Origin of the sequence: Plantactinospora endophytica, from assembly GCF_016862915.1 — a bacterium.
GTDB classification, from domain to species: Bacteria; Actinomycetota; Actinomycetes; order Mycobacteriales; family Micromonosporaceae; genus Plantactinospora; species Plantactinospora endophytica.
This window is the reverse complement of the sequence record NZ_BONW01000056.1, coordinates 1-24,421: the sequence shown is the minus strand read 5'-3', so window position 1 is coordinate 24,421 and position 24,421 is coordinate 1. Positions and strand designations below refer to the sequence as shown.

At 68.9% G+C, this 24,421-nt stretch carries 21 protein-coding genes and 5 pseudogenes; 10 read left to right on the top strand and 16 right to left on the bottom strand.

The window, feature by feature from the left end:
* The 3 genes from Pen02_RS40655 to Pen02_RS40645 form a co-directional block, all read right to left on the bottom strand.
* On the bottom strand, nt 1-275 hold a 275-nt coding region (locus Pen02_RS40655), incomplete at its 3' end, for a hypothetical protein (RefSeq protein ID WP_203871547.1).
* Nucleotides 276-774: 499 nt separating this feature from the next.
* Nucleotides 775-1,425, bottom strand: a complete 651-nt coding sequence (locus Pen02_RS40650) for a hypothetical protein (protein WP_239142021.1) — start codon at nt 1,423-1,425, stop codon at nt 775-777.
* 39 nt (nt 1,426-1,464) lie between these two features.
* Nucleotides 1,465-1,935: a hypothetical protein gene (locus Pen02_RS40645; protein WP_203871546.1), complete on the bottom strand. Its 471-nt coding sequence runs from the start codon at nt 1,933-1,935 to the stop codon at nt 1,465-1,467.
* Between the two features lie 9 nt (nt 1,936-1,944).
* On the opposite strand from Pen02_RS40645, the gene Pen02_RS40640 reads away from it, so the two are divergent.
* Both Pen02_RS40640 and Pen02_RS40635 read left to right on the top strand, forming a co-directional pair.
* Nucleotides 1,945-2,511, top strand: a complete 567-nt coding sequence (locus Pen02_RS40640) for a transposase (protein WP_239142020.1) — start codon at nt 1,945-1,947, stop codon at nt 2,509-2,511.
* Between the two features lie 9 nt (nt 2,512-2,520).
* Nucleotides 2,521-3,452, top strand: a pseudogene (locus Pen02_RS40635) (ABC transporter ATP-binding protein); the annotation flags it as partial.
* A gap of 104 nt (nt 3,453-3,556) precedes the next feature.
* On the opposite strand, the gene Pen02_RS40630 reads toward Pen02_RS40635, so the two are convergent.
* Complete coding sequence (locus Pen02_RS40630; protein ID WP_239142022.1) at nt 3,557-4,630, bottom strand: colicin D domain-containing protein; 1,074 nt, start codon at nt 4,628-4,630, stop codon at nt 3,557-3,559.
* A gap of 267 nt (nt 4,631-4,897) precedes the next feature.
* Between Pen02_RS40630 and Pen02_RS40625 the strand changes: the two are divergent.
* A pseudogene (locus Pen02_RS40625) lies at nt 4,898-5,101 on the top strand (asparaginase domain-containing protein); the annotation flags it as partial.
* On the opposite strand, the gene Pen02_RS40620 reads toward Pen02_RS40625, so the two are convergent.
* From Pen02_RS40620 to Pen02_RS42735, 3 genes are all read right to left on the bottom strand, one after another.
* A complete protein-coding gene (locus Pen02_RS40620; RefSeq protein WP_239142019.1) occupies nt 5,102-6,079 on the bottom strand; it encodes a transposase family protein in 978 nt (325 codons plus the stop codon).
* Nucleotides 6,080-6,793: 714 nt separating this feature from the next.
* A complete protein-coding gene (locus Pen02_RS40615; protein ID WP_203871544.1) occupies nt 6,794-8,977 on the bottom strand; it encodes a beta-L-arabinofuranosidase domain-containing protein in 2,184 nt (727 codons plus the stop codon).
* A gap of 219 nt (nt 8,978-9,196) precedes the next feature.
* The gene (locus Pen02_RS42735) at nt 9,197-9,319 is read right to left on the bottom strand and encodes a hypothetical protein (protein ID WP_275413675.1); all 123 of its coding nucleotides are present in this window, start codon (nt 9,317-9,319) and stop codon (nt 9,197-9,199) included.
* A 54-nt stretch (nt 9,320-9,373) separates the two neighbouring features.
* On the opposite strand from Pen02_RS42735, the gene Pen02_RS40610 reads away from it, so the two are divergent.
* The gene (locus tag Pen02_RS40610) at nt 9,374-9,601 is read left to right on the top strand and encodes a hypothetical protein (RefSeq protein WP_203871543.1); all 228 of its coding nucleotides are present in this window, start codon (nt 9,374-9,376) and stop codon (nt 9,599-9,601) included.
* A 422-nt stretch (nt 9,602-10,023) separates the two neighbouring features.
* Nucleotides 10,024-10,323 carry an AfsR/SARP family transcriptional regulator gene (locus Pen02_RS40605; RefSeq protein WP_203871542.1) on the top strand — a complete coding sequence of 100 codons (300 nt, stop codon included), beginning with the start codon at nt 10,024-10,026 and terminating at the stop codon, nt 10,321-10,323.
* Here Pen02_RS40605 and Pen02_RS42370 read toward each other — a convergent pair.
* The 4 genes and pseudogenes from Pen02_RS42370 to Pen02_RS40585 all read right to left on the bottom strand — a co-directional run bounded on the left by Pen02_RS42370 (nt 10,255) and on the right by Pen02_RS40585 (nt 14,106).
* On the bottom strand, nt 10,255-11,385 hold the full coding sequence (locus Pen02_RS42370; protein ID WP_239142018.1) for a dihydrofolate reductase family protein: 1,131 nt from the start codon (nt 11,383-11,385) through the stop codon (nt 10,255-10,257). The two genes, Pen02_RS40605 and Pen02_RS42370, sit on opposite strands and share 69 nt — an antisense overlap.
* The gene (locus Pen02_RS40595) at nt 11,378-11,746 is read right to left on the bottom strand and encodes an NUDIX domain-containing protein (protein WP_203871541.1); all 369 of its coding nucleotides are present in this window, start codon (nt 11,744-11,746) and stop codon (nt 11,378-11,380) included. Before Pen02_RS40595 ends, Pen02_RS42370 begins: the two co-directional genes overlap by 8 nt.
* Before the next feature lie 303 nt (nt 11,747-12,049).
* Nucleotides 12,050-12,442, bottom strand: coding sequence for a VOC family protein (locus Pen02_RS40590; RefSeq protein ID WP_203871540.1), 393 nt, complete (start codon nt 12,440-12,442; stop codon nt 12,050-12,052).
* Between the two features lie 129 nt (nt 12,443-12,571).
* Nucleotides 12,572-14,106 (bottom strand): annotated as a pseudogene (locus Pen02_RS40585) (ISL3 family transposase).
* Nucleotides 14,107-14,226: 120 nt separating this feature from the next.
* On the opposite strand from Pen02_RS40585, the gene Pen02_RS40580 reads away from it, so the two are divergent.
* Complete coding sequence (locus tag Pen02_RS40580) at nt 14,227-14,544, top strand: hypothetical protein (protein WP_203871539.1); 318 nt, start codon at nt 14,227-14,229, stop codon at nt 14,542-14,544.
* On the opposite strand, the gene Pen02_RS40575 is transcribed toward Pen02_RS40580, so the two are convergent.
* From Pen02_RS40575 to Pen02_RS40560, 4 genes are all read right to left on the bottom strand, one after another.
* Complete coding sequence (locus Pen02_RS40575; protein WP_203871538.1) at nt 14,539-14,676, bottom strand: hypothetical protein; 138 nt, start codon at nt 14,674-14,676, stop codon at nt 14,539-14,541. The two genes, Pen02_RS40580 and Pen02_RS40575, sit on opposite strands and share 6 nt — an antisense overlap.
* A 215-nt stretch (nt 14,677-14,891) precedes the next feature.
* Nucleotides 14,892-17,228: an MMPL family transporter gene (locus tag Pen02_RS40570; RefSeq protein ID WP_203871537.1), complete on the bottom strand. Its 2,337-nt coding sequence runs from the start codon at nt 17,226-17,228 to the stop codon at nt 14,892-14,894.
* 259 nt (nt 17,229-17,487) lie between these two features.
* On the bottom strand, nt 17,488-18,657 hold the full coding sequence (locus Pen02_RS40565; protein WP_203871536.1) for an FAD-dependent oxidoreductase: 1,170 nt from the start codon (nt 18,655-18,657) through the stop codon (nt 17,488-17,490).
* Nucleotides 18,658-18,816: 159 nt separating this feature from the next.
* Nucleotides 18,817-20,286, bottom strand: coding sequence for an MDR family MFS transporter (locus Pen02_RS40560; RefSeq protein WP_203871535.1), 1,470 nt, complete (start codon nt 20,284-20,286; stop codon nt 18,817-18,819).
* 117 nt (nt 20,287-20,403) lie between these two features.
* Here Pen02_RS40560 and Pen02_RS40555 point away from each other — a divergent pair, with 117 nt between their 5' ends.
* The 4 genes and pseudogenes from Pen02_RS40555 to Pen02_RS42365 form a co-directional block, all read left to right on the top strand.
* Complete coding sequence (locus Pen02_RS40555) at nt 20,404-21,027, top strand: TetR/AcrR family transcriptional regulator (protein WP_203871534.1); 624 nt, start codon at nt 20,404-20,406, stop codon at nt 21,025-21,027.
* A 569-nt stretch (nt 21,028-21,596) separates the two neighbouring features.
* Nucleotides 21,597-22,868, top strand: coding sequence for a cytochrome P450 (locus Pen02_RS40550; protein ID WP_203871533.1), 1,272 nt, complete (start codon nt 21,597-21,599; stop codon nt 22,866-22,868).
* Between the two features lie 27 nt (nt 22,869-22,895).
* Complete coding sequence (locus Pen02_RS40545; RefSeq protein ID WP_307837774.1) at nt 22,896-23,087, top strand: ferredoxin; 192 nt, start codon at nt 22,896-22,898, stop codon at nt 23,085-23,087.
* A gap of 2 nt (nt 23,088-23,089) precedes the next feature.
* Nucleotides 23,090-23,281, top strand: a pseudogene (locus Pen02_RS42365) (FAD-dependent oxidoreductase); the annotation flags it as partial.
* Here the strand turns inward: Pen02_RS42365 and Pen02_RS40540 are convergent.
* Nucleotides 23,246-23,879: pseudogene (locus Pen02_RS40540) on the bottom strand (class I SAM-dependent DNA methyltransferase); the annotation flags it as partial. The pseudogenes Pen02_RS42365 and Pen02_RS40540 sit on opposite strands and share 36 nt — an antisense overlap.
* Between the last annotated feature and the right edge of the window lie 542 nt (nt 23,880-24,421).

Genomic DNA, 24,421 nt, shown 5'->3' with positions numbered 1-24,421 from the left:
AGCAACACCGCCGCGACACGGCGCACCCACGGGTCCACGTCACTCAGAGCCGACTCAGCGGCGTCCGCCACCAGACGCCAGTCGGAGTGCGCAGAGCACAGCTGGTCCAGCAACTCGAAGGTCGTCCGCCGCACCGATGCGCGAGGGTCGGTCGTGAAGGCCAACAGGCGACGGGTCATCAACCCGTCCCGATCGCCCCGAACGAAAAAGGAGATGTGCTCCCGCACGTCGTTCCCGGGATCCAGGACATCGCCCGACGCGAGGCCGTCATCCAACCACTGCCTGCCCGTCGGCGCTGCCCCCGACGCCGGGCCGTTCACTGCACGAGGCGCGGCGCGCCCTTCCCGTACGTCATGGCACTGATCCTGCTCGGGAACCTTCCCGTACGCAACGGGGCATGAGCGCACTGGTCAACGCCGCAAGGCCCGAGTACCTCTGGTGCGGGTTCGGCACGCCCGATCCGGGCGTTGTCGGTGCGCCAGCGGAGCTCGGACGATTGGCGCGGGAGGCCGACCGGCAGATGGCGCAAATTCAAAGCAGCGCGGCCGACCCACGCCACGCGCGTTCTGGTACCCACAAACTCCCGCCGGGTGTCGCCCCAGACGGGTTTGATGGCAGTGGACAGGTGGTCCAGTCGCAGGTCCAGTGTTCGCGTAAGGGAGCAACCGACCCTGCGGCATCCTCTGCAGGGTGCTCGGCGCCCTCGACGGCGAGGTGGGTCAGGGGTCCCTGGGCATTGCGGCCCTGCGTGGGTGGGTTCCGGCACTCGCAATTCTATGCCGGGTAGGCTGCCGCGCAGCCGGACTGTTTCCGAATCTCCTGCGGATCGCGTAGGTCTTTACTGTTCTCGCGGCGGTACGAGTACCGGACGGTGCGCCGGTCCGTCCCGGCCGGGTACTCGGGTGCCTCCAGGACGGCGACCACGTCCCCCACCGTATGCTCGCCACGCTCTACCCGGAGGCGCAGGCTGATGCCGACCCGCTCCGGTAGCGGAATGTTCGCGCCCGCCGAGACCGGCGTCTGCTTGAACCCGCGGCTGTCGCCGAGTATGAGCCACCCCTCGGCGACCGACTCCTCGGTCGGGTCTGCCGCTTTCCAGTACGTGAACCGCGTCGGGTCGGGATCGTCGTCCGACGCCTGCGCCTCTGCCGCGTTGTCGTACGCCTCGACCTCGAGTACCCGCTCGCCGTCGCACAGCGGCGCGTAGACGTGGACCTGATCTCCGATCCGCGCCACCCCGACGGCGTAGTAGTGGTGACTGGGCAGGAAGTAGCCGCATCCCGAGACCAAGAGCGGCAGCGTCGCCAGACAGGCCGCGATCCGTAACCTCAACACAGATAACCTCCGCCGCCGTCGCTGGTGATCTCGGCGGTCGACTCGCACTTGACCGAACTCATAGAAGCAGCTCCCTCTCGGAATGCCCACCACGTTGAGGGCAGCGGAAGGCGCACCGGCGGCATGGGTTCACTCGATGTCGAGGGTGTACCAGGTGCGTTCGTCGTCGAACTGCATCCACATCCGGTTGTCCCGGCAAACGGTCCGTCGTGCCCAGGTGGTGGGTCGCTGCCCGCTGGGCAGGAGGAGTGGCGTGGTCGTGGTGGTCTCGACCGGGCCGTCGATGATGCGGGCGAACGTGACCAGGTAGTTGCCGGCGGCCCCGGGTCCGCGTCCCTGGCCGGCGATGAACGCGACCCGGTCGTCGGCGACGATGACACCACTGGCAGAGCGGACCGACGTCCGCCGTACGCAGCGAACTCCGCGCTGGTCGATCTCCACGAGCGGGAAGCCCGGATACGGGTACGCCCAGACGCGGCGGGCGCCGACGTTGAGCGCGTAACAGTCGACCCAACCGGAGGGACTGCTGTACCCGTCCTGGATCGCGTACCAGGCAGGGTCACCGGTCGCGGTCCAGCGAATCAGGCCGGGCAGCGACATCGTCATCCGATGCGGTGGCCGGACACCCGTGACCAGGGCGTACGACACGAGATCGCCGCCCTGGACCTCGCCACCGGAAAGCTGCGCTACCGAATCCGCGACCGCAAACGCTGGCGGGAGTTCCTGTCCTTCCTCAAGACTCTGCGTCGCCGCTGGCCCGACCAGAAGCTGCACGTGATCGTGGACAACTTCTCCCCGCACAAGCACCCCGAGGTCCACGCCTGGTGCACCGCCAACCGCGTCGACCTGGTCTTCCTGCCGACCAACGCGTCGTGGCTGTACTGGATTGAGTCCGAGTTCGCAGCCGTGCGGTACTTCGCACTCAACGGCACCGACCACCGCAGCCACGCCGAGCAGGACACCGCGATCGGCGACTACATCCGCTGGCGCAACCACCACGCCCAACCGAAACCGCGTTCGCCACCGGTTCCAAGATCCGCCACCCCGATTACCCGTTCAAGGCTGCATGACGAGGCATTAGTAGGACTTTGTTATGTCGGTACGGGTTGGTTGCAGTGTGGGCAGAACCCGAGCCAGGTGGCGAGTTGGTATTGCAGGTGCCGCAGCACGGCGTAGAGGCTCAGGTCTGCGCTGCGTACGCTTGCCGGCCTCACTCCGCTGCACGCCGGGCATGTCACCCTCGCCGGCCAGGAGCTCGACCGGCCGGTCGCGCGGCACTGGTCGCCGACCGAACGTCGCCCGAGCGGCGTGGTGTTCCAGGACTACCTGCTGTTTCCGCACCTGTTCGCGCTGGACAACGTCGCCTTCGGGCCCCGCCGGCACGGCGTAGACCGGCGGGGCGCCCGCGAACTGGCCGCCGGCTGGCTGGACCGGATGGGGCTGGCCGAGCAGGCCCGGCGCAAACCCCGGCAGCTCTCCGGCGGGCAGGCGCAGCGGGTGGCGCTGGCCCGGGCGCTGGCCGTCGAACCGGCACTGCTGCTGCTCGACGAGCCGCTGGCCGCGCTGGACGCCCGGACCCGGCTGGACAACCGGGCCGAACTCCAGCGGCACCTGGCCGCCCATCCCGGGGCGACGCTGCTGGTCACCCACGACCCGCTCGACGCGCTGGTGCTGGCCGACCGGCTGGTCGTCGTCGAGGACGGCCGGGTGGTCCAGGAGGCTGACGCGGCGAGCATCACCGCCCGGCCCCGCACCGACTACGTGGCCCGGCTGGTCGGGCTCAACCTCTGTCGAGGGCGGGCCGACCGCACACTGTCCGGATCACCGACGACTTCGCGCTCACCGTCGCCGAGGTGCTGCGCGGCGAGGTCTTCGTGGCGTTTCCGCCGTCGGCGGTCGCGCTGCACCTGGAGCGTCCCGACGGCAGCCCGCGCAACACCTGGGCGGCGACGGTCACCGGCATCCAACGGCATGGCGGCAACCTGCGGGTGCAGGTCGCCGGCCCGGTCGAGGTGGCCGCCGACATCACACCGGCCGCTGCCGCCCAACTCCGTCTCGCCGCCGGGCAGCCGGTCTGGGTCGCGGTCAAGGCGACCGAGACCCGGGCGTACCCGGCGGCGACGAACGCGTTGCTGGACAGGGTGCCGCTGCAGCCGGCGGCAGTGGACGCCCACGGTCTCCCCACGGAGCCCGGTGACACCCGCTGACGCGGAGGTTCCGGTCAGTTCACCGCCACGCCCAGGCTGGCGAGTGCCGCGATCGCGGCGGTCTCGAGCTGATCCGCGTCGATGTCGCCCTCTGCCCGGAGCGCGGGATCTCCGTAGTAGACGTCGACCTGGAAGAACAACGAGTCGAGAACGGCGCTCGTCGCCTCCGGATGCTGGACGTCGTCCGTCCGGAACGCGTCGAGGAAGCCCACCTCGAACTGGTCGGCGGAGGTCCTGCCCGTCACGAAGTCTTCGAGCAGCACCAGGTACGCGGTCGGGCCGGCAGACCCGGCGGAAACCTCCGACCCGTCGGCGGAGAAGTTGCCTCCGGAGCCGCCGAGAGCCCGGTCTCTCTGCACGTGCCACAGGTGCCTCGGGCTCATCCTGAAGGCCGTGACAAAGGCGCCGTCAATGGTCTGGACGACCACCCTCCGGTCGGTCGGGTTGTAGCTCAGAATCGACGGCGCCCTGTGGTAGGTGCCGGTGACCCGGAGGGTGCCGGGTGCCGCGATGAAGTCCCTGAGCGCCTGTTCGTAGACCGGGCCCATGGCCGGGTTGTAGTTCGCGGTGATGTCGAAGTCCTTGGCGTGCTTGTACTTCTTCTGCAGCTGGAGTGGCGTCGCCGTGAACTCGGGCAGCTTGATGCTGAAGAAGATGATGGCCGACTGGTTGTAGTCGTCCTCCGCCCGCCCCGTCTCGAGGTAGAAGTTGCCGTTGTAGCCCCTGAGGGGGTTGGTCTGTGCGACGCAGTCCCACGGGATGGTGAGGTCGTGTTCGACCGGCACCCTGACGCCGCCGCCGATGTACGGCGCCGGCGGCACCAGCACCGTCAGGTCCGGGCTCTGCACCTCGGCACCCTCATAGCAGTTCACCGAGAACCGGTGGTGGACCAGGGCCGGAACGTTGAAGAGATTCTGGAGGCGCGCCTCCAGCTCCACCTCTGACCCCAGCTCGATGGCGCCGGGATTCGCCCCGTCGACCGACAGTTGGTAGCTCAGCAAGGGATACGGCACCGGCGGGTCGTCGGACGACGCCCGGGCTGGCGTGCCAAGGCCCGCCGTGAGGAGGACGACCGCACTCGTCAGCACGGCCAACCTGTGAGTGATCCGTTTGTGCAAGGTATTCCCCCGTTGAATCGCCGGACGCCGACGAGCCGGCCGTGACCGGAACCTGCGGTGCGCGCACGACAGCAGCGGCGAGACACAACCTGATCAGCACGACGTCATACATCCGGACGCCCGGTATGGGCGCCGGACCATGCTGCCATGATTCCGATCGACTATGTGTCCCTTGTGGGCGGAGTAGTCCCGTGACCATTCGGTGCTGTCTGACGAGCCATCTGCGACGCAGCGGCCGGCGTCGTGGTCACTCAAGGCACCGACACGATCGAAGAGACCGCGTACCTGCTCGACCTGCTCCACCAGCGGCCCGAACCGATCGTCGTCACCGGCGCGATGCGCAACCCCACCCTCGCCGGCGCCGACGGGCCCGCCAACCTCCTCGCCGCCGTCCACACGGCCGCCGCCCCGACCACCAGCCGGCAGGGTTGCCTCGTCGTCCTAACGATCTCGTGCACGGTTGGCTGACGGTCGAGCGCGGCTTTCATCGGGTGCGAGGGGCGGTTGGTAGTGCCCTGGGTCGCCGGGGGGTGTTTCGTTCCGGTTGGTGTGTTTGTGGTCGGACAGTAGGCCGGCGATGGCGCGGATGGTGGTGTCGAGGTGCTCGCGTCGGCCGTGGTAGCGGCCGAGGATCCGCCAGTTCTTGAGGTGTCCGATGACGACGTGTTCGACGCGGATGCGTTGTGAGGAGTGTCGTTTCCGGGCGGCGTCGTGGGCGGCGATCACGCTCAGTGGTAACGATGTGCGTCGCTTCTGTGGCTTAGGTTTGGGCGTGATCACGACTCCGTTGGTGTCCGTCCCCAGCCCCTGGTAGCCCGCGTCGGCGAGGACCTGAACGCCGAGCGGTGTGTGCAGGAGGAGGTCGACCAGGCCGGCGGTACGGGCCTGGGTGATGTCGTGCATCGAGCCGGGGCGGACCTCGCCGCAGAACAACAACTTGCCGACGGGGTCGCAGATCACGAGGGCTTTCATGGTGTTGAGCCGGGCCTTGCCGGACACGAACCGGTCCCGCCCGGGCCTGCCCGCAATCGGTCTGCGGACACGCACCTCGGTGGCGTCCATGAGGGCCCGGGGGTGGTGGCCGAGGTGCGCGACCACGTCAGCGAGGGTGCGTAACCGGATCCCGCTGCTCACGCGGCAGCCACGCTCGGCCAGCAGTGGTCGGACCTCGCCGATGCTGCGGGTGATCGTGGAGCGGTGCACCCCGAACCACGCGGCGACCACGTCGTGGGTCATCCCGTGCCGTAGGCGCACCAGTGTGGCCAGCAGCCGGTCGGTGAACCCGAACCGGTGCCTTGCCCCGCCGCCGATGGCACGACGACGAGCCCTCGCGGCGAGGCGGTCGCGGTGACAGGCCTGCCATCGTGGCGCCAGCTCAGCGACCAGGCTCTCGATCACCTGCCTGGACAGACCGGTCATCCGACGGTTCCTCATGATCATCGCACCAGTCATGATCAGGACAACGATCATCGATGCTCAAGGACACGCAATCGTGCACGAGGTCGTTAGCAGTAGTCCCCGCGCATGCGGGGTTGATCCGGAGAGCTGTAGACAGTCCCCGCACAGCCGGGTTTCCCGGACATCCCACAAGCGGAAGGGCTTCCCATGACTGCAACCCCACCCGGACAACTCGTCCGAGACTGCGCCTGCGGCCAGCCGCTCCACCCCGGATCGATCATGGCCAGCACAACCGACGATGGCCCGTTTGAGGCCATCGTGATCAAGGTTGGACCCACGGAGCCCGAGCCGTTGCACCGAGCCCTGTACCTGGTGTCACTCGACACGGGGCAAGCCCTGCTCGGTAGCGGCAGCCTGTTCACCCTGCATCTTGGAGACCTGCTGACGTGGCAGATTGAGGTAGGGGAGCCGGTGAGGTGCGGCAGCCCTCGGGACGTCCTGCCGCGGCGAGGAGGTTGGCCAGTTGTGCGGTGACGCACCCGGCACTCGGGTCCGGGTTGTTGCGTAGTTCGGTGATCGCCTCCTCGATACGGCCGCAGGTGACAAGCGTCCTGCTTCGCAGGAGCCGGAGTTCCAGCGACATGCCGCCGTGGTGCGCCGCGAAGTCGTCGATGGCCGCCAGCGCGTCCTCGGGCCGACCTCGACTGCTCAACACATCGCAGAGCAGTTCGAGGATCAGTAGGCGGCCAACCGCGCACAGGTGACGAAGACGCGCGGCCCGTACTCGCCGCGTGATCCGCGCCCGGTCAGCCGCAACGCGGTCGCGGTCACCGGCGTGGCGAGCGGGATCTCGAAGACCTCGCCGGCGCGGAGGCCGCCGTGGTCGGCGGCCGTGGTGGCGGGGTAGGCGTCGACGGTGGCGATCGTCTCCCAGGGTCCGCCGTCGTCGCGCCGCACCGCCAGGCGCGGCTTGCCGTCTGTGGTGTCGAACCAGCCCCCGTGGGCCAGCGATCTGCCGTGCGCCACCACGACCCGGGTGAACGTCACCGGGTGGGCGAGGGCGAGGGCGAACCAGTGCTCCTCGTCCGCCGGCCCGACCTCGGTGGCGGCGAACGAGGCGAGGTCGTAGTCGGCCACCGAGCCGCGCCGGAGACTGCCCGAGCTGCGCGACTCCGCCGCGCCGTGGAACGCGGACAGCGCCACGTCGGCCTCCTCACCGGGGCGGCCGAGCCACACTCTGGTCGGGAGCCCGTCGGCGCCCAGGTCGGCGAAGGGCGCGAGCACGGCGTCGCGCCGGCCGCCCGGGGCCAGCCGGTTGGCCACCCGCCAGGCATGCGCGGGCCGGTCCTGGGTGAGCGGGCCGGCGGGGTGACCGTCGAGGACGTCGAAGATCGCGGGCTCGGCGCCGTGGGCCCGGTACCCGAGCACGAGCGGACCCCAGCCGAGCGCGACCCGGGACGCGTTCCAGCCGGTGCCCTCGACCGTGTGCGCGCCGAGGCCGAAGTCGACCGTGACCCGGTCGCCGCCGCGCCACAACCGGCTCGGCAGCACCGCCCAGCCGTCCGCGTCGGACGCGCCGGCGACGCCGAACCCGGTCGCCCACGCCGGGCGGCGCAGCCGCAGGCCGAAACGCGCGGCGCCGGTGAGGTCGAACGAGACCACGGCGCCGCCCTCGAAGGGCACGCCGCTGGAGAGCGTCACCTCGACTGTCCGGCCGTCCAACTCGACCGCCGCTGATGCGTCCTGGTAGAGCGAGACGACCAGCTCGTCGCGGCCGGCCGAGACCGCGAACACCGACGCGGCGGCGGCCGCGAGGCCGCGCGGACCGCTGGAGAGGCAGCAGGTGATCCCGCCGCCGAACTCGCGGTAGCCGTCGAGCGGCGTGTAGTAGGACCAGCCGGATCCGTCGGGGAGCTGCGCCGCCCGCAGGTGGTTGAAGAGCGTACGTTCGATCTCGTCGGCGTAGCCGCTCTCGCCGGTCAGGGCGAACAACTGTCGGGTGAGGTGCAGCCAGGTGACGGTCACACAGGTCTCGCCCATGTTCACCGACGTCGAGTCGGGTAGCTCGTCCGGCCGGTGGAAGTGCTCGCCGAAGCTCGCCGTACCCGTGAGGTATCTGTGGTGTGCGACGACGTCGCGCCAACCGCGGACCGCGGCCACGAGATGGTCCTTCTCGCCCGTGACGCGGGCCAGCTCGACCAGGCCGACAATGTTCGAGAGCATCTCGTAGGCCTTGCCGTTACCGACCTCGCTGACCCGCCCGGTGCGGGCGAGCCGGGTCAGCACGCCCGGGCCGTTCGGTTGATCCCACGCTCGGAGGATGTGCTCGGCGAAGGCGAGGTAGCGGGGCTCGCCGGTGTGCCGGTACAGCAGCACCATCGGTTCGAGCACGCTGGTCGCGGCCATGCCGGTGTGGGTGCCGGCCGCGATGATGTCACGCCCCTCACCGTCCGGCCCGAAGGTGCTGACGAGCAGGTCACCGGCTCGTCGGGCGGCGTCGAGCGCCCGCGGCTCTCCGGTGGTGCGGTAATAGCTGAGCAGCCCGAGCAGGGCGTACTTGTGCACCCAGACGTCCCAGTCGACGCGCGGGTCGGGATGCCGCCCGAGGCGGACGCCCGGCGCGTACGTGCCGAGGTATCCGTCCGCCTCCTGGCTCCCGACCAGCGCGGCGGCCGCCGCGTCGAGCCGGACCCGCAGCCCCTCGTCGCCCGTCGCGTGCCAGGTGAGCGACGCCGCGTCCAGCCACTTGCCGATGTGCTCGCCGATCCACGGATGCGCGCCCGGCCGCCGCCGGAAACCGGCGAGCAGCGGATCGAGGTCGACCGCGAGCAGCCGGCGCAGATTGCCCGCCACCCGTTCACCCAGGTACGAGTCCGGCGCGAGCCGGGCCCGGTCGGCGGGCTCCACCCGGTCAGCCAAGCAGGCCGGCACCACCCAGGGAACAGGGAGCGCGGGGACGCCAGACGGCGGCGTTGAGCTGGTCATCCGGGAGATCCTCGTCATCCAAATCGGTTTGCGCAAGATCTGCGCACACCGTCGACCATGAGTTGCGAACACCCCGCCGGGCCAGCACGGTGGCCCGGCGGCGCCGGGCAGGAGGGAAATCCCCACCTGCCCCGGCACTCCCCTCGGCGGGACCTACGGCGCGTAGTGGATGTGGATCGAGAAGATCTTGTCGTTCACGTAGTCGCCGACGTACGGCACCTGGCTGTACCAGTGCCAGCACGCGTGCCCCCCGGAGTAGTCGGCGTCGATGTGCATGCGACGGCACGACAGATGGCCGCTCCCCGCTGCCACGAGGAGATCTTGTCGTTGATGTCGTCGAAGACGGTGCCCCTCGGCGAGAACCTCGACGCGGACATGTTCTTCCAACTGGCCGACGCCGTCCGCTACTGCGTCACCCGCCGGAACGACATCGCGTCACACTTCCAGCTCCCCGACATCCCCCTCACGATCATCCTCGGCCTCACCGACGACCCGGCCCCGATCCAAGCCGCGGATACGGCCTGCGGGTCGCCCGCACGGCGGAGCGCGCCGCATTGAGCTTCATCACTGGAGCCGAGGTCCTCGAACTGCTCCACACCGACCCGATGACCGGCCACAACGTGCTCGGCAGCGCCCTACACGAACTCGTCCGTCGTATCCACGTAGACAGACGCGGACGCTGGAACCTCGGCCGAGCCATTCCTCGATGCGTGGGAGCAGCAGGTCGGACCGCTGATGACGCTGCACACCATCGCGGACGGCCGAGCGGCGCAACCGGTGCGACCCCGATGGGTCCGACCGCCGTCCGTACCGACCCGTCCCCGTCCCCGCCGCCGGCTCGGCCGTCCGCTCCGGTGCGGCGCCCGTCACCGAAACCGAGGTCACCGTCGCCGTACGGAGCCGACGCAGCGCGCACCACGCCGTGGCCGTGTCGGTTCGCCGGCCGCGAGCCGCCGCGCGCCGCCCGCAAGGCGGTGAAGGTGTACGTCTGCAACCTCCGCCGGGCCCTGCCCGGCCTGCCGCTGCACGCGCGCAAGCCCGGCTACCTGCTCGACATGCCGGAGGAGCTCGACGCGCCGGAGGAGCAGGTCGACGTACACCGGTTCCGCCGCCTGATCGCCGACGCCCAGCGGGCGGACCCGCCGGAGACCGGCAAGCTGCTGCACGAGGCGTTCCCGGGAGTTGGTAACGGGCCGGCCGTCGGGGCCGTCTCATGTTGTCGGTCGGTAGGAGGTCACGACGACCTGGCCGTCGAGTACGCGGGAGTCGACGGCGCGTAGGTTGAGCCGCTGCTTCCGCTCGGCGAAGAGCTTCCGGCCACCGCCGAGAACCACCGGGTGTACGGCGACGTGGAATTCGTCGACGAGCCCCAGGTCAGTCAGCTCGGCGGCCAACTGGGCGCCCCCGGTCAGCAACAGGTCCGCGCCTGGCTGCGTCTTCAGCGCGGTGACCTCCTCGCGGAGGTCACCGGCGATGACGCGGCTGGTCCACGCGTCGCCCGGATATGTGCGGGAGAAGACGATCTTCGGGGTGGCCCGCCAGAACGGTGCGAAGGCGGTGACGTGCGGATCGTCGGAGATTGACTCGGCGTTCGGCCAGAAGCCGACCATCATCTGCCACACCGGCCGGCCGAACAGCAGCGTGTCGACTCGCCGGTCCAGAGCCTCCGAGTACGCGGAAAGCTCCGGCCCCATCACCGGCCAATCGAACTCGCCGTGAGGCCCGTCAACGAAGCCGTCGACCGACGTGTGCACCCAGTAGATGATCTTGCGCATGGCTGGCCCCTCGATGTCGTGTGCTCTCTGCTCGCACACGTGGTCGGCGCCGGTCGCCAGCTTTTGACATCCCAACCGGGAAGAATTTCCGGGTGGCCCCGAGTCGGGGAGCCGGCAGGATCGCGAGTTCGCGGAGCGTGCGCACGGAGACCAGGTGGCCCAGGCCCGAGTCTTGTGGCCCTTATGGGCCGACCGGTCGGGACCGATGACGAGTCGCTTCCGGTCACCCCGCTCGATGCTGTGCAGGAGCGTGACGACACCGCTGTTGGCCCCGGACACCACCACCGGATCCAGCAGCACGCCAGATAGCTCCATGCCGGCCCGTTGCAGCAGGAGCTGTCCGATGTCGTCGGCACCGACAACCGCGATCAACGCACACGACTGCCCCACGTCGCGCAGATGCCGCGCCATGTTGCCGCCGACGCCGCCCAGCTCGGTACGTACATCCGTCCAGGTTGGCCCGTCACGGTCGGCGTGGTCGAGCAGCCAGCGCCGCTCGATCGTCGCCGCAAGATCAAAATGCAGGCCGCCGAGTACCGTCCAGACCCGTCCGGTCCTGTCAGGCATCGTTGAGTAGCCGACTGTCGTGCAGCGAGGCGAGGGCGAGCTGGCGCGGCTTGAACAGGGGGTCGGGTAGCTCATCGAGCGGGTACCACTGCCAGCTCTCGATCAGATCCGGCTCGCGCACCGTCGGTTCGCCGGAGAACTCGGTCACCCCAAACTCCAGAGCCAGGTAGTGGCGGCCGTACTCAACGACGTTGCTGACGCAGACCAGCCGAGGAACCCCGGTCACCCGCACCCCGGCTTCCTCCATCGCCTCCCGGCGGACGGCGTCCGCGAGCGACCCCGAACGCCAGCCCTCTACCGGGCCATCCGAAGGTATCGGCACCGTGCGCGCCGCGACGCCTGCCCAGTAACACCTTGTCACCGCGGCGGATCATGACGCCGACCCCGACGGTGGGGCGGACGTTCGAGTCGCGGTGGTGGGCGTCCACTTCAGGTGTCCGATGACGTGCTCGACGCGGATGCGCTGGGCGGAGTGCCGTTTGCGGATCGCCTCGTGTGCGGCGACGGCGCGGCGCGCTCTGCGTCGTCGCCCCATCGCGCCATGAGCAACTCAGCGCCCAGCGCGGCTGCCGACATTCGCTGACTCATGCGTCGTTTCATGATCGCCCCCGGTCGGACGGCGGCGTGCAGAGCGGCGTCGCCGCCTGTCGACGGGGTGGCGGAATCAAGCCGGGCCGAGCAGGTCCCACCTGTTGCCCGCGATGTCGAGGAAGATCACGACCCGGCCGTACGGCGCGGTGCGCGGCGTCTCCACGAACATCACGCCGGCCGCGACCATCCGCTCGTAGGTGGCGTCGAAGTCGTCGACCCGCAGGAAGGGCCCGACCCGCCCGCCGAACTGGTGACCGACCGCCGACCGCAGTTCGTCGTTGTCCGCCCGCCTGAGCAGGATGCCGGTCGCCGCACCGGGCGGGCGCACCACGACCCAGCGCGTGGGCTGACCGCCCTCGGGCGGCAACGCCGTGTCCTCGACCAGGTCGAAGCCGAGGACGTCGGTGAAGAAGACGATGGCGGGGTCGTAGTCGTCGACGACGAGAGAGATCAACTCAAGATGCATCAGCGGAGCCTAGACCCCTCCTCGCGCCTGCGGCCTGCGGTGCGGTGGAGGTCGACTGCTCAACCGTCGACGGGAGGGTCTGTCAAACGAACGGCCCTGTCTCACTTTCGGTGGTGACGGAGGATGCTGCTATCCGAGGAGGATGCGGTGGCGGAGCAGGGTGAAGCCTGCTCGTCCGTGCATTTGGCGTGCGATTCGTTTGGTCTTGGTGTTGACGCCTTCGGTGGAGCCGCTGCTGTAGGGAAGCGTGAGTGCGGCGTTCACGGCGTCGCGGTCTCGCTCCAGGCCTCTGGTGAAGGCGTGCAGCTGAGGTAGATCGACCGCGCGGACCTGGACCATCCAGTGCGAGAGCCGGTCGGCGTTTCCCGGCTGGGGCGTCAGGAGTTCGGCGAAGCCCTCGACTACGGCGGCCAGTTGGGTCATCTCTGGGCAGGCGGCGGTGAGCCGTGCCAGAAGATCCTGGTGCTCGGGCTTGAGGTTGTCGGGCCTGGTGAGGATCATCCGGGCGAGCCGGCGGGAGGAGATGTGGCTGCGGTCGGCGTCCGCGCGGCCTTGGTTGATGTACTTGTGCAGGAGGTTGAGGCAGCCGGTGAAGCCGAGGGTCTTGATCTCTTCGAAGAGGTGCTTGACGGGGACGCCGTTGCTCTCGGCTCGACGTGTGCGCAGGTGTTCGCGGTAGGGGTCGACGAGGCTGGCACGGTATGTGGGAACGCGGAGCATCTGCTCGGGCCGGTCGGCTCGCGCGTAGCGCTTGACGGTGTTCAGGGCCAACTGCAAACGGCGGGCCGATTCGAGCAGACCGATGCCCTGGTCGAGCAGGTCATGGACCTGGTGCCAGCGTTACAGGGTCGTCTGCGCGCGAGGCCCGTCGTAGATGGGTGCCTCCAGTACGCCGGCCCAGCAAGTGCTGTGTGCCTTCACCTCGCTGAGGGCGGCTTCGCACAGGTTGTGCCATAGGTGCCACCTGTCCGTGACCTGCACCGTGTCGGGCAGGGCGCGGCGAATGGCCTCGGCGTAGGTGGCCGAGCCGTCGCGGCACACCACCTCGACGCCGGGATGCTCGCGCAGCCATGCTTCGAGGGTGTCGGCGGTGCGGTCGGGTAGTACGTCGATCCGCTCATGTGTCTCGGCGTCGATCACCACGGTGGCGTAGCGGTGCCGCCGTCGCAGAGCGAAATCGTCTACGCCGATCACCCGGGGGTCCGCCCGGTGGGCAACGGGATGCGCAGCAGGGCGCGCAGGGCCGTGTGACGGGACAGGCCCATGGCCAGTATCGCCAGCAGACGCGACCCTGCCCGGCCCGCTAACTCCTTGACCACGGCTTTGACCTGCCTCTTCAAACGGGCCGTGCGGCGCTGGTATCGCTCCAGCACACCAGGCATCTGCTCGCGGAAGGTGTGGCGGCAGCCGCGCGTGGGGCACACCAGACGCCGCACCCGCACGCGGACCACCACCCGGCGCCCGTCGACTGGAACATCGACCACCGTCCGCCAGTGATAGCCGTGGACCCGTCCCGACGAGGCCCCGCACATCGGGCAGACCCCGGTGTCCTGCGGCGTCCGGGCCTGCACCACGATCCGCTCACCCTCGTCGACCACGTCCTCGATAACCAGCGGGGACAACCCCGAGAACACCGTCTGTACAAGCTTGTTGACGTCCTCCACATAGGAACGACGACACCTGCCACCCTCCGTCACCACCGAATGTGAGACAGGGCCTTCCGTTTTACAGTCCCTGTCCTGTCGATCATGAATCGTCGGTGCTGGTCGTGACATGCTTCGGTCGTGTACTGGACCGAGGATCGCCGGCGGTTTGAGCGTCTGGTCGAGGCGCTGTCGGGACGGGCGGATGCGCAGGCTGAGGCCGAGATGGGTGCACCTCTCGATCCTCGGCTTGAGGACTCGCTGGTGGATGTGATGGCGGGCGAGGAGCAACTCGGGCTGGAGACGCTCTGCGTCAACGCCCTCGACTACCGGGTCCGGCTGACAGGTGAGGAGTACGCGGTGATCACCGATCTCGCGCGACGTTGGGATCTCGACCTGCGGGTCATCGGTGATTTGATCGGGCTTGTGATCCTGGATGACGTATCCGAGGGGTCATGAGAGCCAGATGATGGTGGCGATGAGTACGAGGCCGGCCCGGTACAGGGATGCCCGTTTGGCGTAGTGGGCGGCCAGGTTGCGCCCGGCCAGCACCAACACCGCCGGGAGATCGAACTCATCCCGAAGATCCATGAACGCGACCCATCCATGACCTCGGCCCGCTGCTGGGCTACCTGTTCGTCCAAGAACAACCACCGCGGTGGCAAGCACGACAAGTCTCGCGTCATCGTCGCCTGGGCCTACGCCACCTACGGCAGCCTTTCCAACCTGCAACTACCGGCGATGTCGGCCTACAGGTCTGAGTACGCAGGCAGGCACGCCTTGACGTACAAAGATCCAGACGTCGCCTACCTCGCTGGTACGGCGAGTGGTTTGGTGGTGTGGGCGGTCTCGGGTGGGGTCGGTTGCCGCCGTTTGGGACGGGTTGCGAGGAGTACGGCGAGGCTTGGTACGAGGAACATCGAGGTCACGAAGGCGCAGATGATGATGCCGATGGCGATGGCGAGTCCCATCTGGGCGAGGAGGCCGCCGGCCAGTACGGTCGCCGCGAAGAAGCCGGTGAGCAGCAGGCCGGCGCCACCGATTGCGGGTCCGGCCTGGGCGATGGTGTGGTGGGCGGCGGTGCGTGGATCCTTGCCGAGTTCCTTTTCCTCGCGGAGCCGGGCCAGGGTGAGGATCGTGTAGTCGGTGCCGGTGGTTACGACGAACAGGAAGACGACCATCGGTAGCAGGAAGGAGAGTCCTGGGTGGCCGCCGATGTGCTGGAAGACGTAGGTGGTTACGCCTAGGGCGCTGGCGGCGGCAAGAGCGGTCGCGACGGTCAGGTGCAGGGCGGCGGTGAGGTTTCGGAGCAGCAGCGCCACCGCGAGCGCGGCGAGGATCCCGGCCGTGGGGAGGACGAACCACAGGTTACGGTGGTTGGCGTGGCGGATGTCGGCGAACGTCGCAGTGACCCCGCCGACGAGCGCGGTGGTGCCGGGCGGTGCTGCGGTGTGGGCGGTGTCGCGGAGTTCTCCGCCGACCAGGTCCAGCGACTGGGGGGCGTACGGGTCGCTGTTGAGGAGCAGGTTGATCCGCGCGGTGCTGCCGTCTTGGCTTAGCTCGATCCGCCCGGTGTCGGGGTCGGCGGGCAGGTTTCCGCTGACGCCGGGGACGGCGGCGAGGCGGTCGGCATAGCGCCGCAGCGCGGCCGGGTTCAGTGGCTGGTCGGCAGCGGTGGTGAGGTACACGATGACGGGGCTGAGGGCGCCGGCGGGGAATCCGGCTTGTACGGCGTCGAGGCCGCGTGCCCATTCGGTGTCCGAGGGCAGGTGCCGGGTGTGGTCGTAGTCGGGGCGCATTCCGAGCAGACCGAACGCGAGGACGGCGAGCAGGCCGGTCGACGCGGCTGCCACGACGGCCGGCCGTCTGCCGGTGAACCGGCCGGCCTGGTGGAAGCCGCCGTCGCCCGGTTTGCGGCGCAGTTTCGCCAGCCAGGGCATTCGCTGCCGGAGGCGGGTCGACCAGGTGGACGGGGGTCGGGTGCGTGGTGGGTTGGCCCAGGCGAGCCAGCGGTGCCGGCGCAGCCGTTCACGCAGGCTCCCGGTCGGGTTGGGCTGCCATGATCTGGACGGCCAGAAGAGTTTGGGTCCGAGCAGCGACATCACGGCTGGCACGAGGGTGAGCGAGGCGGCGGCCATGACGGCCACGGCGGCGACGAGGCCGAAACCGAGGCTGGTGGCGGCGGCGTATCCGGTCAGCGGCAGTGCGGCGAAGAGTATGGCGAGCGCCGCGGTGGAGGCCGGGACGATTCTTCCGACCCGGGCGGACGCGGTGACCAGCGCGGTCCGGGGTTCGTCGCCGGCGCGCAGCCGTTCGCGGTATCGGAACCACAGGAACAGGATGTGGTTGGTGGCGACGCCGTACAGGACGATCGTGATAATGATCGCCAGGGACGGATTCGCCGGGAGGTCGGCAGCCTGGAGGATCCAGGCGGCGATGCCGGTGGCGATCGCGCCGATCATGCCGATGACCGCGACCGGGAGCAGGGCGCCTACCGGGCTGCGGTAGATGATCAGTTGGTCGGGGAGGAGTCGCGCGATGGCTACTACGCCGGCTACCAGCAGTCCGGCCTCGAAGGCGGGTGCGTTGTCGGTGAACATGGCGGCGTCGCCGGTGACGGCGGCGGTCAGCGGGGTACCGGCCAGCGTGGCGCGTACGGTGTCGCGGAGCCGGGGAACCGTGTCGAGTTGGGCGTGGTCCTCCGCGTGACCGGTCAGTCCGACGGTGACCATCTCGACCCGGTGGTTGGTGGAAATGGTCGGCGGGCCGGTGACCCCGGTGATGTGGTCGATTCCGGCGGCGACGATCCGCCTGGTCAGGCTATCGACGTGGGCGCGGTCGGCGGTGGTGAGCGGACCGCCGTCGACTCGCGATAGCACGACGGTCGCGGTGCTGTCGGCAGACGGTGGGAACTTCGCCGTGGCGACCGCGGCCGCCCGGGTCGACTCGTATCGCTCCGACAGCAGGGCGGCCGGCTTGCTGCCGGTCTGCTCGTCAAGGGTGGGCGCGAGTGCAACGGTCGCCGTCGCGAGGACCGCCCAGACCAGGACAACTTTCCATGGGTTGTGGACCACGAGGCGGGCCAGCCGGTCGAACACGTCTTCCTCCTCCGGCCACTGCGTGGCGGATCGACCTGACGTCACGAGTTGAGGTTAGCGCCTAACTTTGGCGCGTCGTGAACAAGGGTAACTCACTTACTTTGTTGTGATCGGGTCGGCGGCGACCCAGGCTTCGGCGGACGCCTTGGCGGATTCACCGGACGGCGAGCGGACCCGATGCCGATCGCCGGTTCGGTCGGGTCCGGCGGGGCGGGATCTTGTTGTGCGGTAGGGCCGGCGGCGCGGAAATGGATCGACCTTCCGTGTGGTCGAGGGCTGCGGCCTGCCCTCCCGGTTCGCTAGTTCACGTCCGTCGGTCCTGCTCGCCCAGAGCGTCGAGCAGTCGCTGGGGGCCGCGCGGGGACAGGAAGATGGCCTGGGCTTGCTGGGTCTCTTCGATGGCTGACCGCATGCGTCGCAGCATGGCCGATTCGTAGGCGTGGACCGCCGCGTCGATGCTCGGGTACTGGTCACTGCTGAGTGCGTCGACGAGTTCGACGGCGTCGAGCAGGGCCATGTTGACGCCTTGTCCGGTGAACGGGGGCATGATGTGGGCGGCGTCGCCGGCGAGGGTGAGCCGGTGGTGTTCGTCCCAGTGCTGTTCGGCGGGGACGCCGTACAACGGCCACCACCCGAAGTCCCGGTCGATCTGGTGGATGAAGGCGCGCATGTCGGGTGAGAAGGCGGAGAACTGCGCGTCGAGCCGGTGTGCGACCTCGACCTGGCTGGCGGCCATCTCGCCTTGTCGGGCGGGAGCGGTGTCGGTGGTGAACGCGTAGTAGACGCGGATTGATCCGTCGCCATGGCGCTGCGCCATGATGACCTTGGTGTGGCCGAGGGCGAACATCGATCCGGTCCCGGTGAGCCTGTCCAGCAGGCCGCCTGGTTCGGGGTGGGTGACGTCTCCTCCAACGAAGGTCGCTCCGGCGTAGGCGGGTGTGGCCTGCGTGACCAGGGGGCGGGCCTTCGACGAGTGTCCGTCGCACCCGATGACCAGGTCGGCCTCGATGACGGTGTCGTCGGTGGTTTCGATGCGGTAGCGGCCTGCGGGGGTCGGGGTGATGGCGCGGACGGCTCGGCCCCATTCGACGGCGCCCTCGGGTAGCGCGTCCAGCAGCATGTCGCGCAGCGACCCTCGATCGATCTCTGGACGCGCTCCCTCGGCCTCGACGCTGGTCGCGGCGTCCTCCTCGATCAGGACGGTGCCGTTGTGGTCGAGGTAGCGCGTCGCCTGTCCAGCGGGGCGGGAAAGGCGTTCGAATTCGCTCAGTAGTCCCATCCGCTCCAGGGCGAGGATGCCGGCGTTCTCGGCGAGGTCCAGACTGCCGCCCTGCCGTCGGGCGTGCCGACTAGCGTCTCGTTCCAGGACGCGGGCGGGGATGCCTCGCATTCGGAGAAGGCGGGCTATGGCAAGGCCTGCCGGGCCAGCGCCGACAATGGCGAGGTCACGGCCACGGAGATCATCGACAGACACGAAAACGCCCTTTCTGGGTAGTTAGCAAGATTTTGTCGGGCGGGTGGGTACGTCGCGGGCGGTTCGGGGGTGCGCGGTGCCGGAAACCGCCTGCGGCGAGGCGAGCACGGGGCGGCGTCGACCGAGGCGCTGACCCCGGGGGTCGTTTCGTGATGAGGGTCAGTACTCGGGAACCTCGGTCTTGCCTTGAGCGATTTCGATCATTTCCTCAGACAGCGGCTTCTCCCGCATGGCGAGCCCGAGGACGAACGACACGACCATGAAGGGAACAGTCCACAGGAACACCGTGTGGAAGGCGTGCAGGGCCCCGTCGGGCAGCCGGGCAGTGAGGATCGCGCCGAACAGCGCCGCGCCGAAGGCGCCGCCGATGCTCTTGAAGAAGTTCAGCGCGCCGGTGGCCACGCCGAGATGACGGTGCGCGACGGCGTTCTGCCCGGCGAGGAGAGCCACCTGCACCAGCAGGCCGATGCCGGCGCCCGCGAGGAACAGCGGCACGACGATCGCCAGGCTGCCGGTGGTCGGTCCGGCGAGGCTCACGACCCACATCGACGCGCCGGTGAGCACCGCGCCGACAACCGGGAATGCCTTGTACCTGCCGGTCCTGGCGATGACCGGACCCGCGACCGCGGTGGCCGCGATGAGGCCCACCAGCAGGGGGATGACGTACAGGCCGGCGGCGGAGGCGCTGTGATGCTTGATGGCCTGCATGAACAGGGGCACGTAGAGCATGCCGACGAACAGGGCCAGAGTGGCCAGGAGGAACTGGGCGCTGGCGATGGTGAAGACCCCGTTGCGGAACAGGTGCAGCGGCGTGATGGGCTCCGCCGCGCGGTGTTCAGTGATGACGTACGCGATGAGTAGCGCGACGGCGCCCGCGATCAGGGCGATGATGATCGGCGAGGTCCAGGCGTAGCTGCTGCCGCCCCACGTGGTTACGAGCATGATCGCGGTGGTGAGCAGGGTGGCGAGGATTCCGCCGAGGAGGTCGACGCGGGCAGTGCTGGTGGGGCGGGGCAGGTGGAGGCGGGCGCCGACGGCGACGATGGCGGCGACGCCGATCGGGACGTTGATGTAGAAGATCCAGTGCCAGGACAGGTGGTCGGCGAAGAGGCCGCCGAGCAGGGGGCCGGCGATCAGGGCGACGGTGGCGACGACGCCGGTGTAGGCCTGGTACCTCGAACGTTGGCGGGCCGGGACGAGGTCGCCGGTGATCGCCATGACCAGGGAGTTGAGTCCGCCGCCGCCGACGCCCTGCAGGCCGCGGAAGAGGATCAGCATGAGCATGTTCTGGGCCAGGCCGCAGAGGATGGAGCCGACCAGGAAGATCCCGATGGAGATCTGGAAGATCCTCTTCCGGCCGTACATGTCGCCGAGCTTGCCGAACAGCAGCGTGGAGATCGCGCTGGTCAGCAGATAGGCGGTGGCGACCCACGACAGGTGGGCGGTGTCGCCGAGGTCCGCCCCGATGCTCGACAGGGCGGTAGCCACGATGGTGCCGTCGAGGTTCGAGATGAACAGCACCATCATCAGCGGCGCCAGGACCACCATGATCGCCCTGTGGGACAGCCGGGAGACGTGCGGAGCGCCGACGGCTTCCGTCAGCGGTGGCGTCGAGGCTGGCGTGGACATAGCCCCTCCAATCGATACAGCAACTTGCGAAGGTAAGTCACTTACCCGAGGCTAGCGCCGGCCCGGTCGCCGATCAACGGAAACGTAAGTGACTGTGAGATTGGATATGCTGGAAATATGTCAGCATCGGAGCAGCCCGCCGCACTTCCCTTGCGGGAGCGCAAGAAGGCCCTGACCAGGGCGGCGATCGTGGAGGCGGCGACTCGGCTGTTCGAGGAGCGGGGCTTCGACAACGTCACCGTCGCGGAGATCGCTGACGCCGCGAATGTGTCGGTTAAGACCTTGTTCGTCTACTTCCGCTCTAAGGACGAGCTGGTTTTCGCCGACAACACCCTCTTCGACGACATCATCGGCGCCCTGCAAGACCGGCCGGACGGCGTCAGCCACGCCAAAGCGATCGCGGACGCGTTGGCCGCCATGGCCCGGTCGCAGGAGGACGGCGGAGAGGGCATCGAAGCATTTCACCGCGCCTACGGCGAGTCCCCCGCTGTCCAGGCCGGGCTGCTGCGACTCTGGGCCGACCTCGAAGACAGGGTGACCGCATTCCTGGCCCAAGAGGCCGAAGTCCCCGCCACCGCTCACCACCGGCTCCACGCGATCCAGCTCGTGGCCATTGTCCGCAGCGTCGTGTCCCCCGAGACCCGCACGATGATCGCCGCCACACCGCCACGCCGACGCAGCGCCGCCCTGACCGACTGGCTGGCGGCCGCCACCGTCGCCACCCCCACCGTCGAGCCGTAACAGGGCGCCGGAACGGCCCTCGCGCCAGGGCACTGCAACGAGCGCCCAGCCGGAGGCAAACCCACCCGGAAACACCACCCCATGGGCATGAACACCCATCGGGGCGCGGATTGTCGTTGCGACTGCCGGCCGCAGGCGGTGGCCCCGCACTTTCCCGACCCTCCAGCGGGTTGACCACCGTCACCGACGCGCAGGCCCCGCCGCAGCTCCCGGCATCCCCTGGATCCGCGATCGCACATAGCCGCAGCGGCCGTACCTCGCACACCGGCCGGGATCCCGGGCCGGCGGCATTCCTCCACACCTCGGGCACACGGCGCCTAGTCAGCGGCGCGCGGTCGCGGCACGCGCGACACGGCGGACGTCACGTTGCGACCCGACCGGCGGGACGTGGTTCAGATGGTCGCTTGACACGTCAACTACAGTGACTTACCTTTTCGAGTAAGTAACCGTTCTTGGCCGTGTGCGTCTACGTCACGCCGCCGATACCGTCGCGCGGCTCGTCTGGACAGGTGGATCGCTCAGCCAATCCACCTGACGGCCGGTTCGCACCGCTGTCGAAGGGATTCGTCATGGTCAGCCCACAAACCCCCGAGACCCCATCCCAGCTGTCGTCGGTCCCCCGCATTCCGGTGCCCCGCACCTGCCCCTTCGCGCCGCCCGCCGAGTACGGCCGGCTCCGGGACACCGCGCCGGTGACCAGAGCGCAGTTGCCCGGCGGCCAGGAGGTATGGGCGGTAAGCACGTTCACCGACGTCCGATCCCTGCTCGTCCGTCCAGACGTCAGCTCCGACCCACGCCGCCCAGGTTTTCCCGAACCGTTCCCGGACGCGCCCACGGAGGAGCCCGGCGCTACGGAGGGCCCCGCCGACCCGGAGGAGGAGGCGCCGCTGCCGCAACTCTTCGAAATGGACCCCCCGCAGCACACCCGCTACCGCCGGATGCTCATCCCGGAGCTGACGGTCAAGCGGGTCAACGAGCTGCGCCCCGGCATCCAACAGCTCGTCGACAGGCTGATCGACGACATGCTGGCCACCGGCCCGGAAACCGACCTCGTGCCCGCCTTCGCCCTGCCCATCCCGTCGATGGTGATCTGTCAACTGCTCGGCGTCGCCTACGACAGTCACGAATTCTTCCAGTCCCGTACCGAGATCGTGCTGTCGAAGACGGTCACCGCCGAGCAACGGGAGACCGCGTACCTGGAGTTGTACGCCTTCCTCGACGAGGTCGTCTCTGCCACGGAGAGCGATCCCACCGACGACATCCTCGGGCGGCTCGTCGTGAAGTACCGCCGCACCGACGAACTGTCACACGAGATGCTCGTCAACACGGCCGTACTGCTGCTCCTGGCCGGACACGAGACCAGCGCCAACACGATCGCGCTCGGAGTACTGACCTTCCTGGAACACCCCGGGCAGCTACGCATACTCCTGACCGAGCCGGCGGCAGCGGTGAGCGCGGCCGACGAGATGGTCCGGTTCCACTCCCTCGGCGACGTCGACATCTCCCGCGTCGCCACCGCCGACTTCACCCTCGGCGGGCAGACCATCCACGCCGGCGAGGGAATCCTGCCGATCCTCTCCGCCGCCAACCGCGACCCGCAGGCGTTCGAACGTCCCGACGAGTTCGACATCCGCCGGCCGGACTCCCGGCACCACGTCGGGTTCGGGTACGGCCCGCACCAGTGCCTCGGGCAGAACCTGGCGCGAGCCGAACTGGAGATCGCCTACCGGACGCTGTTCACCCGCATCCCGAGCCTGCGGCTCGCCGTGCCGGTCGACGAACTCGACTTCAAAACCGACTCGCAGATCTTCGGCCTCCGCAGCCTGCCCGTCACCTGGTAACCCGCCGCCGACGAAGGAGACGCTCTCGTGCAGATCACCGTGGACATCGAGAAGTGCTGCGGCGCGGGCCAATGCGTCCTCGCCGCGCCGGACGTGTTCGACCAGGACGACACGGGCGTGGTCGTCCTGCTCGACCCGACCCCGCCCACCTCGCAGCGCACCGCCATCCTCGAAGCCGCCACATTGTGCCCCGCTGGTGCGATCAAGGTCGGTGCCTAGCCGTGGCAACCCCTCGACACGTCGTCATCGTCGGCGCCTCCGCCGCCGGGCTCGCCACCCTCGAAGCGCTCCGGCTACGGGGCTTCGACGGACAGGTCACGCTGGTTGGCGACGAGCACCAGCCGCCGTACGACCGGCCACCGCTGTCCAAGCAGTTCGGTCTTGCGGACCAGCATGTACCCGTGTGGAGGCCCCGATTCTTCGGGCGGGGTGCTGCCTTGGAAGACCAGAGCGAAATCGGCGGCGACGAAGCGTTTCCTCCATCTCTTCGGCCGAGAGCCAGTACCGATCGAAGTCGACACCAAGATCGGTGCTGAGCCCGTTACGGCGCAGGGTGCCGTCGCCGTGTTTGAAGGCCGTCACCAGGTATCCGCCCGGCTGCACGACTCGGCCGAGTTCGGCGAACGCACCTGCTCTGGTGTCCGGCGCGAGGTAGATCAACGAAATCCAGCACACCACCCCGGCCAGCGAACCGTACTCGAACGGCAGCTCGCGCAGGTCGGCGACCTCGTACGCGAAGCCGGGGTGCTCTCGCCGCGCCACCTCGACCATCCTGGGCGAAAGATCCACCCCGCGCGGAGACAGACCCCGGCTCGCGAGGTACGGAAGGAGTCGTCCGGTGCCGCAGCCCACGTCGGCGACCTCCGTACCCACGACCAAGGTCATCTCGGCGAACAGGTCGAGCATCGCCCGCTCGACCGGCATGCTGTTCAGCACGCCGACCAGGTTCGTCGCGTACCACTCCGAGAGCACGTCGTGCGCGTCCCGCAACTCCTCCGTGCTGGCGTCCATTCCCCGGGGTCAACCCTCCCGTCGAGGCCGTTGTGACGGCGAACCTATCGCTGCCTTCCCGACGTGCACACAAAGGGACCGCTCGGCCCACCTCGACGGGCCGACCCTCGCACCGCGACCGCCCGGATCGCGGCTAGAAGAGTGCATTGGCGGCCCGTCAAGGTGGTTGACGGGGCGGACAGGCTCCTTCGACCATCCCACGTGCCCAGCCGGTGGTCATGCCGGCGTAGCTACTACATCGTGGTCTTGTCGAGAGTGCCGCTGACGTAGAGCACCTCCCGGCGCTTCGCCGCACTCATGATCCAAGCCCTTCAAGCCTCGCTGTGTCATGGCCGCTGCCGCCCATGCCGCGACTGACGCCTGCGGCGTCGGTACCTCGACACATACCAACACAAGTGTCCTCAAGTAGTCCGGCCCGCCATCTGCATGAATGGACACCCCGGGTCAAGCCGCGATTTCACCATGCCCACGAGGCATCTACATCAGCAAGAGCACATGCACGCTCATCGGCAGTTCCGGACGTCAGCCGCACGGTGGTCCGG